Raw genomic sequence first — 12,383 nt, 5'->3', positions numbered from 1 at the left:
ATCTCTCGAACTTTCCCCTTCGCTCATGTCCGCAAGCTACCGACCCACATCGACCTCACTCCTTCAGACCTGCACCGTTCGGCATTTAGTTCAGTCAACGGGGCTTCGCCTGTGCCGCAACCTCTTTCGTAACCAGGGACATTCGGCAACTTGTCGACGACAGTCACCGATCCGAGCAATTCGTCAAGGCGAGGCGTCGACTCGCCGGCCACTTCTGTGACCACGAGAGGTGCAGCAGGTGCACTCGTCTCCATTCCCGTCCAGGGGCCTCCCTGAGCAACCGCTGCGCACCCCGAGACCACGGTCATAAGAAGCCCCGCAGCGGCAACACACGTGGCGACCTTGCGCCTCATCATCATCATTCTTTCGTCTCTGCTGAGGGCCACATCAATTCGGCGGCGTTAGGTGCGACGGACGAAAGGCTGACTCTGCAGGAGAAATTCGAGGCCACCTCGCTCGGATCCGCAGCAGGAGCAAACGCGGGGTACTCGTCGAGCATCACGATCAGTCGACCACTGTCTTCGTCACCTTGAGTTTCGGAGCTGTCCCGCTCTTCCTTTTCGTCCGCGTTTCGTGCCGCTGCGGCAGCTTCCCTGGCTCGCGCGGCGAGCGTTGCGACAGACGTATCGGGGGGTTCGATCGGCGTGGTCATGGTCTCCCTTTCCTGGCGAGCCGATGCGGTTGCGTCCGGCATCGCCGCACGCTAACTCCGGACCTGGACTGGATGACGCCGTGCACGCACCTCCGTACAGAACCTGCAGCTCAGGCTCCTTTGCTTCACCGTCACAAAGCCGTGAAAATTCAGACGGTGCCCCCGGGTGCACAGGTTTCAAGAAGCGGGCCCGATTCGGCACCGGCGAATGGCAGGACTGACGAGTTGGTCGATCGTGTGGGGTAGTGTCGACGCTACTGAGAATGCACCGGGTGAGTCGGGGGCACACCATTTGGTGGCCTCCGACTTTCTTGTGTATGTCCTTCAGTTCCTCCCGCGCCGATTCCACCAACCGCGTCGCCAGCCAATGGGGACGGGCGCGCGGTTCGTGCGGTCGCCGACTTCAAGAGCCGAACATCGTCCACGGCCATGCACGCACGCCTGACAGGCGCGCACGAGCAACCCACCGGTAGCCCGCCCGTCAGCAACAACCAGGCAGGCCGTGTGCGCCAAAATCCGACCAAAGAAATTGGCGCACAGTCCAGGTTGGCCCGCCCACACTCTCTGGGGGATGTCGAACGGGCCAGGTACGCGTCGCGGGGGGTGCGCCCCGCACCCGGCGACGCTACTTCGCTGCGCACTTCGATGCATGTGGGAGTCGAGGGCGTCCGTTCCGCCGCGCTCCCTCTACGAGCAGACCAATCCACGGGTCTGCCTCAGGTCGGCCACAATCAGGCGTAGTTCGGCTTCACGATTCGGCCGCCGAGCTGGATCTTCATCTCCGAGCACATTCGTGTGGCCGTGGTATCCCCGCAGTTAATCATCCAGTTGGAACCAACAAGGAATCCGTACTCCAGCCTGATGGCTTCGCCGGTTTCGTCCGACACCGCTTGTCGGTGAGTTCTGACACCACTCGGGCCGGATCCACGCCGGGGATGTAGGTCTGCGTCGACACCACTGCTCGGGCGTACGACCTCCGGTCAGCTCGTCTGCTTCTTGGTGGCCTGGGCCAGACGATAAGAGTCGGTGCCGGTCTCCAGGATGGTGCCACCGAAGGTAAGCCGGTCGACGATGGCCGCGCACAACCGGGGGTCGGTGAATGTCTTGGTCCAGCCATCTGGGGTTGGCACTTGTTCGTCTCCGTGGAAACCCGCAGCTCGCTGGGACTTCAGCATGTTTTCGCGTTCTAGCCTTCTTCAAGCTGTGAGCGGTCTATATTAGGTGCTACCTTAATCGTTCAGGTGTGAAGAAGGTGTGCTGATGACCGAAGGTCTGCGGCTGATCCCGGGCAACGTCGTTCCGATAGAGTCGATCGAGTCAGATCCTGTTGTGTTCCAACGCAACTGCGTGGACGCCTTCGTCGCGTCCTGGCGAGCTCGGGGCTTCAGCCCAGTCACTATCGACAACGACATCGGGCTACTCGAGCGGACGCTGACGGCACTGGGCCGGCCGGCGTGGGAAGTCACCGCCGAGGACATCGACCGAGTCGTCGGCAGCCTCGCAGTCGCGGGCCGTGCTCCGTCGACTCGGCGGGAGTATGTGCAGATCTTCAAGGGATTCCACTGGTTCCTCCAGGTTCGCAAGGCAGCCGAGATCGAGGCCGTGTTCGGGGTGAAGCTGGTCTGTCCGGTGGATGAGTTCAACGCCTCCCGCCATGTCGGCGACGATTCGCCGGCGCTGGTGCCGCCTCCGACTCCGGAGCGCGTGCGGGAGTTCTTCGAGTTCATGAAGGCGCGCATCATCACCGCCCGAAAATATGGGCCGGCAGCTCGGGACTACGCGCTGTTCCGGACGCTCTATCATGCCGGACTGCGCTCGGAAGAGGCTGCGCTGCTCGACCTTCCGGATGTGCATTTCGATCGTGGTCCGTTCGGCAAACTTCATGTCCGCTTCGGTAAGGGCGCCAGGATGTCCGGTCCTCGGCCGCGATGGGTTCCGATGCTCGACGGTCTGGACCTGGTGCTGCGCTGGTTCCTGACCGACGTGCGGCCCAAGTTCCCGGACTCGCCGGTGTTGTTCGCCGACGAGTCCGGCGGGCCGCTGCATCGTGGAACGATCCGCAACCGGCTGCGATATCTGATGGAGCTCGAAGGGCGCCCGCGTTCGGAGCGGTTCAGCCCGCATGCGCTGCGACGTGCGTGCGCGACCCACAACTATGAGCGTGGCGTGGATCTGGTTGCGATCCAACAGCTTCTGGGTCACTGGACCGTCGGATCGACGATGCGGTATGTCCGGCCATCGGCGACCTTCATCGAGGACGCGTATCGGCGCGCGGTGACCACCACCCTGGCCGAGCTCAGCGGAGAGGACGAGCGAGCGTGAGGATCAAGTGGCGACTGCGGATGGCCGCGGCCCAACGCGAAGTGTGGACCGGGACCGAGCTGCGCAGGCTACTGGCAGACAAAGCCGGGCTGGAGATGTCGGCGGCGTCGGTGTCGGCGCTGTTCACCAAGGAACCCACCCAGATCAAGATGACGACGCTGATCGCGTTGTGCACTGCCTTGCAATGCACTCCGGACGACTTGTTCGAGATCGACACCACTCCCGTCGAGCGTCCTGCCGAGCCGCCAATCCGACCGGCGCCGACGCAGCGCCAAGCCGTCAACGCCCGCGGCCGCTCGCTGCCGCCGATGTGACGCTTCGACCTGGAAGTCATTGCAGAACATGGGTAAACGCCAGCGTGACTGTGTCGAGTGCGGCGGACCGGTGGGCATCATCGGCCGCGACCTGTGCTGCCGGTGCACCGCCCGCGCCAAGGACGCGGCCGCCAAGCAACCGTGCCCTGACTGCAGCCGCAGTAGGGTGCTCGTCGTCGAGACAGGTCGTTGCGTGCTTTGTTCCCGCCGGTGCGCGCAGTGCGGTCACAAGGTCCGCTTCGCGGAGGCCGTGTTGTGCCGGGGCTGCCAACACAAAGCCGACCTGCAAGCTCGGCAACAGGACTGTCCGCGGTGCGGCAAACCCGGGTATCTGCGCGTGGACACCGGCTGGTGCGGTCACTGTTCGAGGCCGCGACCTTCGAAGAAGCCCCCGCACGTCTGCGTCGCCTGTGGCGTGTTGCGCCGCCATGCCGGCCGCGGCATGTGCTCGCGATGCTGGCAGCGCCATCCGGATCGGCCGCATGTGGCCGGCGAACATCTCCTAACACGTCTTGCCGACCCGCCGGATTGGCCGCCCGGCCTGATCACCTGTCTCGCCGACGGCTATTCGCCAGGCCGTGCGTGTGTGGCGGTCACCGAGCTGGGGCGACTGCTCGACGACGAGCACTCCAATCATCCGCCGTCCCTGCTCGACAGGGCACGCCGCTCAGGCCGTTCCATGGGTCCGCTGGCCAGATCGATGCAAGATTTCTTCACCGAACACGGGCTGGCGATGCCGACCGACCACAACGAGCGACTCGCCGCCGGCCGCCGGCAACGGCGGATCGAAGCGGCCCCTGAACCGCTGCGACCGGCAATCGCAGGATTCGCCGAGTTCATGCTTACCGCCAAGGCCCGTGCTCGCCGGGCCGGAACACTGCCCCGCAGCGATTCGACCATAGAGGCCGCACTGGCGGCCGTTCGAGATTTCGCTTCGTTCTTGAACAGTGAACGCGGGAAACAAGATTGGGCGACCGTCGAGCTCGGCGACGTCGAGGCGTTCCTAGTTTCCCTGCCGAAGTCGCGCCAGCGAAGACTCACCGTGCTGCGCCAGTTTTTCCGATTCGCGCGCAGTCACCGTCTGGTCCTTGTCGATCCGACGAAGAGCCTGGACAGGAAAGAGGCCAAGGGTTTTCGTGGCCGGACGCTCACTCTCGAGCAACAACGCCGGTTGTTCCAGCGGTGGACCACCGACCTGCTGGTGCATCCGCATGAATCCCTGGTCGGCATCCTCGCCTTGCTGCATGGCGCTTCCAGTCGCGAAGTCCGGCTGCTGACCTGCGACGATGTCGATCCGCTTCGACAGACCGTCAGGCTTGGCGAGCGACCGCATCCGGTCCCGATGGACCCGGCGAGCTGGACGATCGTGCAGCGCTGTTTGGCCCAGCGCGCCTCCTGGCGCACCGCCAATCCGCACGTCATCGTCACCAAAGGGACCAAGGCCGGACGGTCACCCGCATCGGTCGCCTATCTGAGTCATGTGCTCGACGATTGCGGGTTCGGCCCGCGGATGATCCGCTGCACTCGCCTTATCGATCTGGTCAACACCATGGATCCGAAGCTCGTCGCCGCGGCATTCGGCATGACCGCCGAGGCCGCCATGATCTACCTGGCAGACTTCGTCGACCCCACCCGACTGCCGAACCCGTGAAACTTCGGCGCGACTACGCACAGATTCGCGCGAACATGTGCGCTTTGCCGAAGGACTCGTTGGACGCGATCGCGACCGAGGCCTTCTCCTCACGCTCGGTGAGGACCTGGAAGAGGAGTTCCGCACCGCGGCGGTCGAGCTGCATGTAGCCGAGCTCGTCGATGCACAGCAGGTCGACTCGGCCGTAACGGGCGATGGTCTTGGCGAGGGTCATCTGGTCGGCTGCTTCGACGAGCTCGTTGGCGAGCTGGGTCGCCAGGGTGTATTTGACGCGGTAGCCGGCCATGGCGGCCTCGGTGCCAAGGGCGATCAGCAGGTGCGACTTCCCGGTGCCGGAGTCCCCGATCAGACACAGCGGCTGGCCCTTGTGGACCCATTCGCCCTTGGCAAGGGTGTGCACCACGGCGGGGTCGATGTTCGGGTTGGCGTCGAAGTCGAATGCCCGCAGGGACTTCTCCCGTGGGAACTTGGCCGCCCTGATCCGCCGCTCGGACCGGCGGCGGGCGCGGTCGTCGCACTCGGCGAGGAGCAATTCGGCGAGGAACCCGCGGTAGGACATCTGCTCACGCCCGGCCCGGTCGGCGTACTCGGTGAAGGAGCCGCGGATGGTGGGCATCCTCAGCATCCGGCAGGCCTGGTCGATCGCGGCGTCAGCGGCTTCCTCGGTCATTCCACGGCGCTTGGTGGTCACGGTGCAGCTCCTTCGTTCGGGTTCTCGCGACGGTTGGGCAGCAGCTGGTCGTACTTGTCCACGCTCGGCAGTGGGCGAGTGTCGGCTGGGAGGTGTGCGCGCAGCCGGCGCTCGGTCAGCGATCGCACGGCAGGGGCCTCGCCTTCGCCGTACGCCTCTGAGCCGACATGGGCGGTTGGGTGGTCCAGGGCCGCGTCATCTGCCGTGTCCTCGTGCTTGCGTGCCTCCAACGCGACCGCGTCCGCGGTCAGCGCACCGGCACGTAGCGCGGTTGCGAGCCCGGCGACGACCTGCTCGTGGGGAAGGTGGCGATGCAGCATCAGCACCTCGATCAGGGCCCGGGTGCCATCGGCGTCCCCGTGGGCCTTGCATGCCGCTGCCCACCAGGCGTCGTGCACCTGGGTGAACTGTCCCGATGCCCGTGCCTGCTCCAACGCTGTTGCTCCGGGGAGCGCGCCGGGTTTGCGGAGGAGGACCTCGAGGTAGTGGTCCAGGTCGACCCGAGTCGCGCCCTTGGTCATCAGTCGCTCGTGGCGGGCGATCTCGGTCTTGCCGTCGTAGATGATCAGGTCGCTGGCATTGAGAAGCACCCGGGCTTGGCGGCCGACCAGACGCGCGGGGACGGAGTACTTGTTCATCCTGACCGTGACCTGGGCGTACCGATCCACGCGCGGGGTAAACCACCGGCCGGTCTCGAACACCTCGACAGGTAGTGGCGCGAGCAGTGGCTGCTCGGTGACGAAGTGCTCCCCGACCGTGCGGGCCCGGGACCCGATCCGACGAGTCTCGTCTGCCAGGTCCCACTCGTCGACCAAGCTGTTGAGCTCGGAGAGGGAGTCGACCTCGGGGATGGGGACGAGGTGGTTGCGGCGGAACCAACCGATCTGGCCCTCGACGCCGCCCTTCTCGTGGGCCCCCTGGATGCCGGGTTGGCAGTAGAACGCCTCGATGCCGTAGTGCGATCGGAACGCCGTCCAGCGGTCGGCCTCGACCCGCTGACGGCTGAACCCAATCACGCTCGCGACCGCGGCCTTGAGGTTGTCGTAACGGATCTTCCCGACCGGCACCCCGCCGAGGACGCGGAAGGCGTGGGCGTGGCCTTCGAAGAAGGCTTCCTGTCCCGCAGAGGCACTGATGCGGTGCACGGCCTTGCCGGAGTAGGAGAGTCGGAGGCTGAACAGCGCGCAAGTGACAAGCTCGCCCCGCAGCTGGATGGCCACATCACCGAAGTCGACCTCTGCCTCCCTGCCCGGGAGATGTTCTTGTGGGATGAACGTGGCTGCGGGCTCTCGACCGGCCTCGATCCGGATCTCCCGGCGTCGGGTCGCGACGTAGTCCCGCACCATCCCGTATGAGACCTCGTGGGCGTCGTGCTCGTCCAGAAGCCGATCGAAGATTCGCTTGGCGGTGTGACGCTGCTTGCGCGGAGCATCCAGATCGTCTCGCAGCCAGGAATCGATCACCCCGCGGTGTGGATCGATCCTCGATCCACGCTTCGGCTGTGGCTTGCGTGGCTCCGGCCACGCCGAGGCCTGCGCGGCAGCCACTGTCCGGTACCCCACGCCGTGCTTGCGCTGCAGGGCGCGGTTGGACATCCCGGCGCGGACATCGCGCCGGATTGCGGAGTACAGGTCGACCCTGGACCTACCCGCCGGCACGGACACGCCCGTCTTGGGTCGGGCCGGAGGTCATCGGCCATTGCCGGAGGTTGGTGTGCCGAGGCATTTTGCGATGCCGTCGAGAATCAGGCCGACACCACGCCGGTAGGCACCTTCGGGGTCGTTGGCTTTGCCGGTCTGTTCTCCGAGGGTGCGGGAGACGCGCGAGGCGGTCGGGAACCGGGTCTGGTCGCCGATCGCGTTGGTCAGGGCCGGTTCGATGTTCGACCACCAGTCGGTGTCGTGGTCTTCGCCCGGCAGCCTGGAGTCTTGGGCGGCGCGTGTGGCGCGGGCGGTTCCCTGCACCAACGAGAGCAGGGCGGTGAGGGTGTGCTCCATCTCGATGTCGGTGAGCCCGATTCCGTCCAGGGCGCGCAACTCGGTCTCGTACTTCGTTGAGGCCCCTGGTCCCGGGACTGGGCGTCCGGTAGCGAGGTCGGTGATCCAGGGATGGGCTTGGCAACTCGCCCAGTTCGCTTCGGCGAGCGCGGTGACGCGTTCCCGCCAGTCCGCGCCCTCGGGGATCGTGACGGCCTCGTAGGTCACGCCGGCGACTTGATCGAGCATGAGCTCGACGAGTTCGGCACGGCCACCGATGTGTGGATACAGCGCCATCGCGGTGACCCCTGCCTCCTCGGCCAGTCGCCGGATTGTCACGGCGTCCAGGCCTTCTCTGTCGGCGAGGTCGACTGCCAGTGTGGTGACGCTTTGGGTGCTGATCCCGCTGCGTGGGCTCACCGGCGAGTCACGCCAGAGCAGTCCGATCAGCTTGAACTCGTCCACGCCTGTGCGCTTGGCCATCTCTGTCCTCCTCGAACTCTACGTTGTATACTACACCGTAGAACGCGACGAGAGGAGCAGCATGGATGTCGAGATGAGCCCACCTGGCTCGATCCGGGTCGAGGCGGTGCGCAAGACCTTCCCGAAGCGGGACAAACCCGCGTTGACCCGGGTCGATCTGCGCGTCGACTCCGGCCGGGTGTGCGCACTGCTGGGAGCCAACGGTGCTGGCAAAACGACCCTGGTGCGGATTCTGACGACGCTGACGGGAAAGGACTCCGGCACTGTGAGCGTCAATGGCTGGGACGTGGACCGCGATCCTGCACGGGTACGGGCATCGATCGGCGTCGTGGGGCAGTATGCCGCCCTCGACGAGGTGCTCTCAGCCAGGGAAAACCTGGAACTGTTTGCCCGGCTGATCGGGCTCTCACGTACCGCGGCCCGGTCGCGGGCAGCCACGCTCCTGGAGCAGGCGGGCCTTAGCGAGCACGGCGGGCAGAAGGTATCCGGGTTCTCCGGTGGCATGCGACGTCGCCTGGACCTCGTGACCTCGATGATCACCCGTCCCGCCGTGCTCCTCATCGATGAGCCGACTACGGGCCTCGATCCGATCGCCCGTCGCACGATCTGGAACACGGTGCGCTCGTTGGTGGACGAGGGTACTACCGTCCTGTTGACCACGCAGTACCTGGAGGAGGCCGACGAATTGGCCGATGACGTCGTGATCCTGCGCGAGGGTTCCGTGGTCGCCACCGGCACCCCATCGGACTTAAAGGCGCTCGTGGGAGAGCCGCGGATGGAACTGCGCGACCCCTCCCTCGAAGACGTCTACCTGCATCTGCATCAAGGGGGCGACGCAGCATGAGCGCCACGACGATCGAGCACCACGGTCCGGCCACGGGCAGCATTCTGCGCGAGGCCGTCATCCTGACCGGCCGCGCGATGCGGCACTGGCGGGCGCGGCCGGTCACGTTCAGCATCCAACTGCTGTTCCCCGTCTTGGTCATGCTGCTCATGGGCGGCCTGCTCGGCGGGGCGATCGCCAGCACCACAGGCGACTACATCGTCTTCGTCGTGCCGGGCATTCTCGCCTTCACCGTGCTATCGGGAATCGAGACGACGATCACCGCTGTCACCGGAGACGCCGCCAAGACCGTCACCGACCGGTTTCGCACCCTGCCCATCTCCCGCGGTTCGGTGCTGCTGGGACGGGTCTTCGCTGACATGCTCACTGCCGCCGTGGAACTCGCGGTCGTCACCGCCGCAGGACTGCTGCTCGGCTGGCGTCCCGAAGGGGGCGTCGCCGATGTTGTGCTCGCCTACGTCCTGCTGCTGTGGCTGAGGTTCGGACTGCTGTGGGTCGGCGTCTGGATCGGGTTGAAGGCCGGCACGCCAGAGGCGGCCACGACCGCCCAGCTTGCGATCTGGCCGGTGGCGTTCCTCTCGACTGTGTTCGTCGATCCGCGCACGATGCCGGCCTGGCTCGGAGTCGTCGCCGAATGGAACCCCCTGTCGGCGACCGCATCCGCGGCGCGTGAACTGTTCTCGGGCACCGACCTCACCGGGGTTACCTTCGTCGCCGACCACTCCGTGCTCTTCGCCATCGGCTGGCCGCTCGCGCTGACCGCGGCGTTCATCCCCCTCGCCATTCGTGCCTACCGGAGACTGTCATGACGACCACGACCCACGACGTGATCCGCGTACGCGGAGCCCGTCAGAACTCACTCCAAGACATCGACGTCGACGTCCCCAAGCATCAGCTCGTGGTCGTCACCGGCGTATCCGGATCAGGCAAGTCCTCGCTGGTGTTCGACACGATCGCGGCCGAATCAGCGCGCCAGCTCAACGAGACATTCTCGGCTTTCGCCCAAGGCAGGCTCCCCAGCTACGCCCACCCCGACGTCGACCTGCTGGAGAACCTCTCGGCCGTTATTGTGGTGGATCAGCAGCGCCTCTCCGGCGGACCTCGCTCCACGGTCGGGACCATCAGCGACATCGGCGCACGTCTACGGCTGCTGTTCTCCCGCATCGGTGAGCCGGCCGCCGGCTATTCCAACGCCTACAGCTTCAACGACCCCGCCGGCATGTGCCCGAACTGTCAGGGGCTCGGCGTCGCGGCCTCGGTCGTGGAATCCGAACTCGTCGACGACGACCGCTCCCTCAACGAGGGCGCGATTACTTTCCCCAAGTTCAACCCGGGCACCTGGCTGTGGAAGGCCTACGCCAAGTCCGGGTTCTTCGACCCCGACTTGGCGATCCGCGACTACACCCCCGAACAACGCGAGCTGCTCCTGAACGCACCCGCCGCCAAGCACACCCCGCCCGCCGGGATGGATGCGGTCGGCACCGCCTACGAAGGCCTCGTCACCCGGTTCAACCGGATCTACCTCCAGCGCGAACCCGACTCGTTCAAAGGCAAGCAGCGAGAGGCCTTCGAGCGGATCGTGTCGCGTGGCCCCTGCCCCGAATGCCACGGCTCCCGACTCGCCGCGCCTGCCCGCGCCAGCCTGATCGACGGCAAGTCGATCGCCGACCTCAACGCTATGCAGATCAGTGACCTCGCCGAGCGCGTCGCCAAGATTGACGGTATCGGCGTGGCACCGCTCGTCGCGAACCTCTCCGTCCACCTGAAACGGATGATTACCCTCGGGCTCGGCTACCTCAGCCTCGACCGGGCCACGTCCACCCTCTCGGGAGGTGAGGCCCAACGGATCAAGATGGTCCGCCATCTCGGCAGCGCCCTGGCCGACATGCTCTACGTGTTCGACGAACCCACCGTGGGCCTGCACCCCCGCGACGTCGCCACCCTCGGACAGATGCTCGAGGCTCTGCGTGACCGCGGCAATACCGTGCTCGTGGTCGAACACGATCCGGACATCATGTCAATCGCCGATCACATCATCGACCTCGGCCCCGGAGCCGGAACCTCCGGCGGCCAGATCGTCTACCAAGGCGACTACGACGGCCTCACCCAGGCCGACACCCCTACCGGGCACGGACTCCGCGAGCACCGGCGCGCGACCCGGACGCGGCGTGAACCCGACGGCTGGATCAGCATCGACGATGCCACCACCAACAACCTCCAGGACGTCTCCACCCGCGTCCCGCGCGGCGTGATGACAGCCGTGACCGGAGTCGCCGGATCGGGCAAGTCCAGCCTGATTCTCGGCAACCTCCCCGCCGTCGAACCCGACGCGATCGTCATCGACCAACGCCCCATCCGTGGATCGCGTCGCTCCAACCCGGCCACCTTCACCGGCCTGCTCAACCTGATCCGTGATGTGTTTGCCAAGACCACCGGAGCACCTGTCGGGCTGTTCACCCCCAACTCCACCGGAGGATGCCCGGCCTGTGAGGGCAACGGCATCATCTACACCGACCTCGCCTTCATGGAAGGCGTGATCACCCGATGCGAAGTTTGCGAAGGACGACGGTTCACCCCCGAGGCCCAAGAGCATCAGGTCGATGGCAAGAGCATCGCCGACGTGTTCGAGATGAGCGTTACCGACGCACTCGGCTACTTCACCCAGCCCGCGATCGGGCGCATCCTGTCCCGGCTTCATGACGTCGGGCTCGACTACCTCACCCTCGGACAGACCCTCACCAGCCTCTCCGGCGGCGAACGTCAGCGACTCAAACTCGCTACCGAACTCGGAATCTCGGGCCGCACGATCATCCTGGACGAGCCGACCACAGGACTGCACATCGCCGATATCTCTCGGCTCCTCGGGCTGCTTGACCGGCTCATCGACGCCGGATCGACGCTCATCGTGATTGAGCACAACCTCGACATCATCGCCGCCGCCGACTGGATCATCGACATCGGCCCCGAAGCCGGACACGAGGGCGGACAAGTCGTCTTCGAGGGCACACCAGACCAGATGATCACGGACGGCGGGACCTACACGGCCGAACACCTACGAGCTCGCGCGAAAAACTGACACGGTAAGGCCAGCCGCACTGCCTGGCTCCGGCCTGTCCTCACCACCGATTCACCGACGTCCAAGACAGACGATCTGGAGCCGGTCCACAGCTCGAGATCAAGCGGTGTCAACTCTGGCCGACACCCTCCCAAGCCATAGCCGGGTGGTGCTGGCTCTGGGCGACAAGCGGTGTCGGATGAGACCCCCGTAGCCAGCCTGATCGCCTCAAACGTCCCGACGAGACTGGCAATGTTCTCCTCTTGCCGAGACTCGGAAGCAAAGGTCGAAAGCACTACCTCGCGGCCGTCCACATAGCAACGGCCGGCGTTGTCAACGTCGGATGAAAAGTGATCGGTGATCGTCGGACGAAAATTCACCACCCGGCTTGGATT

The 12,383-nt window shown here is 65.6% G+C and carries 11 protein-coding genes and 1 pseudogene; 6 read left to right on the top strand and 6 right to left on the bottom strand.

Annotation, left to right across the window (positions count from 1 at the left end):
• Positions 1–358 precede the first annotated feature (358 nt).
• Both ACKAMS_RS33255 and ACKAMS_RS33250 read right to left on the bottom strand, forming a co-directional pair.
• Positions 359–694: a hypothetical protein gene (locus ACKAMS_RS33255; RefSeq protein ID WP_238704752.1), complete on the bottom strand. Its 336-nt coding sequence runs from the start codon at positions 692–694 to the stop codon at positions 359–361.
• Between the two features lie 938 nt (positions 695–1,632).
• Positions 1,633–1,767, bottom strand: a pseudogene (locus ACKAMS_RS33250) (ATP-binding protein); the annotation flags it as partial.
• Between the two features lie 145 nt (positions 1,768–1,912).
• Here ACKAMS_RS33250 and ACKAMS_RS33245 point away from each other — a divergent pair.
• Complete coding sequence (locus tag ACKAMS_RS33245) at positions 1,913–2,974, top strand: site-specific integrase (protein ID WP_064445106.1); 1,062 nt, start codon at positions 1,913–1,915, stop codon at positions 2,972–2,974.
• Positions 2,971–3,288 (top strand): helix-turn-helix transcriptional regulator, encoded by a 318-nt coding sequence (locus ACKAMS_RS33240; RefSeq protein ID WP_050655421.1) that lies wholly within the window; start codon positions 2,971–2,973, stop codon positions 3,286–3,288. The genes ACKAMS_RS33245 and ACKAMS_RS33240 overlap by 4 nt, the downstream gene beginning before the upstream one ends.
• Before the next feature lie 16 nt (positions 3,289–3,304).
• Here ACKAMS_RS33240 and ACKAMS_RS33235 read toward each other — a convergent pair whose 3' ends face one another.
• A complete protein-coding gene (locus ACKAMS_RS33235) occupies positions 3,305–3,649 on the bottom strand; it encodes a hypothetical protein (RefSeq protein WP_231915142.1) in 345 nt (114 codons plus the stop codon).
• Positions 3,650–3,772: 123 nt separating this feature from the next.
• Between ACKAMS_RS33235 and ACKAMS_RS33230 the strand changes: the two genes are divergently transcribed.
• A complete protein-coding gene (locus tag ACKAMS_RS33230) occupies positions 3,773–4,939 on the top strand; it encodes a tyrosine-type recombinase/integrase (protein WP_408990090.1) in 1,167 nt (388 codons plus the stop codon).
• A gap of 13 nt (positions 4,940–4,952) precedes the next feature.
• Here ACKAMS_RS33230 and istB read toward each other — a convergent pair whose 3' ends face one another.
• The 3 genes from istB to ACKAMS_RS33215 are packed head-to-tail and all read right to left on the bottom strand — an operon-like array spanning position 4,953 to position 8,089.
• The gene (gene istB, locus ACKAMS_RS33225) at positions 4,953–5,609 is read right to left on the bottom strand and encodes an IS21-like element helper ATPase IstB (protein ID WP_274542417.1); all 657 of its coding nucleotides are present in this window, start codon (positions 5,607–5,609) and stop codon (positions 4,953–4,955) included.
• Positions 5,610–5,626: 17 nt separating this feature from the next.
• Entirely contained in the window at positions 5,627–7,288 is a 1,662-nt protein-coding gene (gene istA / locus ACKAMS_RS33220; protein ID WP_118604224.1) for an IS21 family transposase, read from the bottom strand.
• Between the two features lie 30 nt (positions 7,289–7,318).
• Complete coding sequence (locus ACKAMS_RS33215; protein WP_008720567.1) at positions 7,319–8,089, bottom strand: TetR/AcrR family transcriptional regulator; 771 nt, start codon at positions 8,087–8,089, stop codon at positions 7,319–7,321.
• Between the two features lie 61 nt (positions 8,090–8,150).
• Between ACKAMS_RS33215 and ACKAMS_RS33210 the strand changes: the two genes are divergently transcribed.
• From ACKAMS_RS33210 to ACKAMS_RS33200, 3 genes are read left to right on the top strand one after another with little or no spacing between them, the layout of a single operon-like run.
• Positions 8,151–8,933 (top strand): ABC transporter ATP-binding protein, encoded by a 783-nt coding sequence (locus tag ACKAMS_RS33210; protein ID WP_008720569.1) that lies wholly within the window; start codon positions 8,151–8,153, stop codon positions 8,931–8,933.
• Positions 8,930–9,742 (top strand): ABC transporter permease, encoded by an 813-nt coding sequence (locus ACKAMS_RS33205; RefSeq protein WP_118604179.1) that lies wholly within the window; start codon positions 8,930–8,932, stop codon positions 9,740–9,742. Before ACKAMS_RS33210 ends, ACKAMS_RS33205 begins: the two co-directional genes overlap by 4 nt.
• Positions 9,739–12,009 (top strand): excinuclease ABC subunit UvrA, encoded by a 2,271-nt coding sequence (locus ACKAMS_RS33200; RefSeq protein WP_118604176.1) that lies wholly within the window; start codon positions 9,739–9,741, stop codon positions 12,007–12,009. Before ACKAMS_RS33205 ends, ACKAMS_RS33200 begins: the two co-directional genes overlap by 4 nt.
• The last annotated feature ends 374 nt before the right edge of the window (positions 12,010–12,383 follow it).

The organism is Rhodococcus sp. 5A-K4 (genome assembly GCF_046097995.1).
Lineage (GTDB): Bacteria > Actinomycetota > Actinomycetes > Mycobacteriales > Mycobacteriaceae > Rhodococcus_F > Rhodococcus_F erythropolis.
The sequence above is the reverse complement of the archived record's forward strand: the minus strand, read 5'-3'. Positions and strand labels throughout refer to the sequence as shown.

Bases quoted from the DNA above. Each gene is read 5' to 3' on its own strand.
- ACKAMS_RS33215 (WP_008720567.1), bottom strand. From the start codon at position 8,089: ATGGCCAAGCGCACAGGCGTGGACGAGTTCAAGCTGATCGGACTGCTC.
- ACKAMS_RS33245 (WP_064445106.1), top strand. From the start codon at position 1,913: ATGACCGAAGGTCTGCGGCTGATCCCGGGCAACGTCGTTCCGATAGAG.
- ACKAMS_RS33255 (WP_238704752.1), bottom strand. From the start codon at position 694: ATGCCGGACGCAACCGCATCGGCTCGCCAGGAAAGGGAGACCATGACC.
- ACKAMS_RS33200 (WP_118604176.1), top strand. From the start codon at position 9,739: ATGACGACCACGACCCACGACGTGATCCGCGTACGCGGAGCCCGTCAG.
- ACKAMS_RS33205 (WP_118604179.1), top strand. From the start codon at position 8,930: ATGAGCGCCACGACGATCGAGCACCACGGTCCGGCCACGGGCAGCATT.
- istB (WP_274542417.1), bottom strand. From the start codon at position 5,609: ATGACCGAGGAAGCCGCTGACGCCGCGATCGACCAGGCCTGCCGGATG.
- ACKAMS_RS33210 (WP_008720569.1), top strand. From the start codon at position 8,151: ATGGATGTCGAGATGAGCCCACCTGGCTCGATCCGGGTCGAGGCGGTG.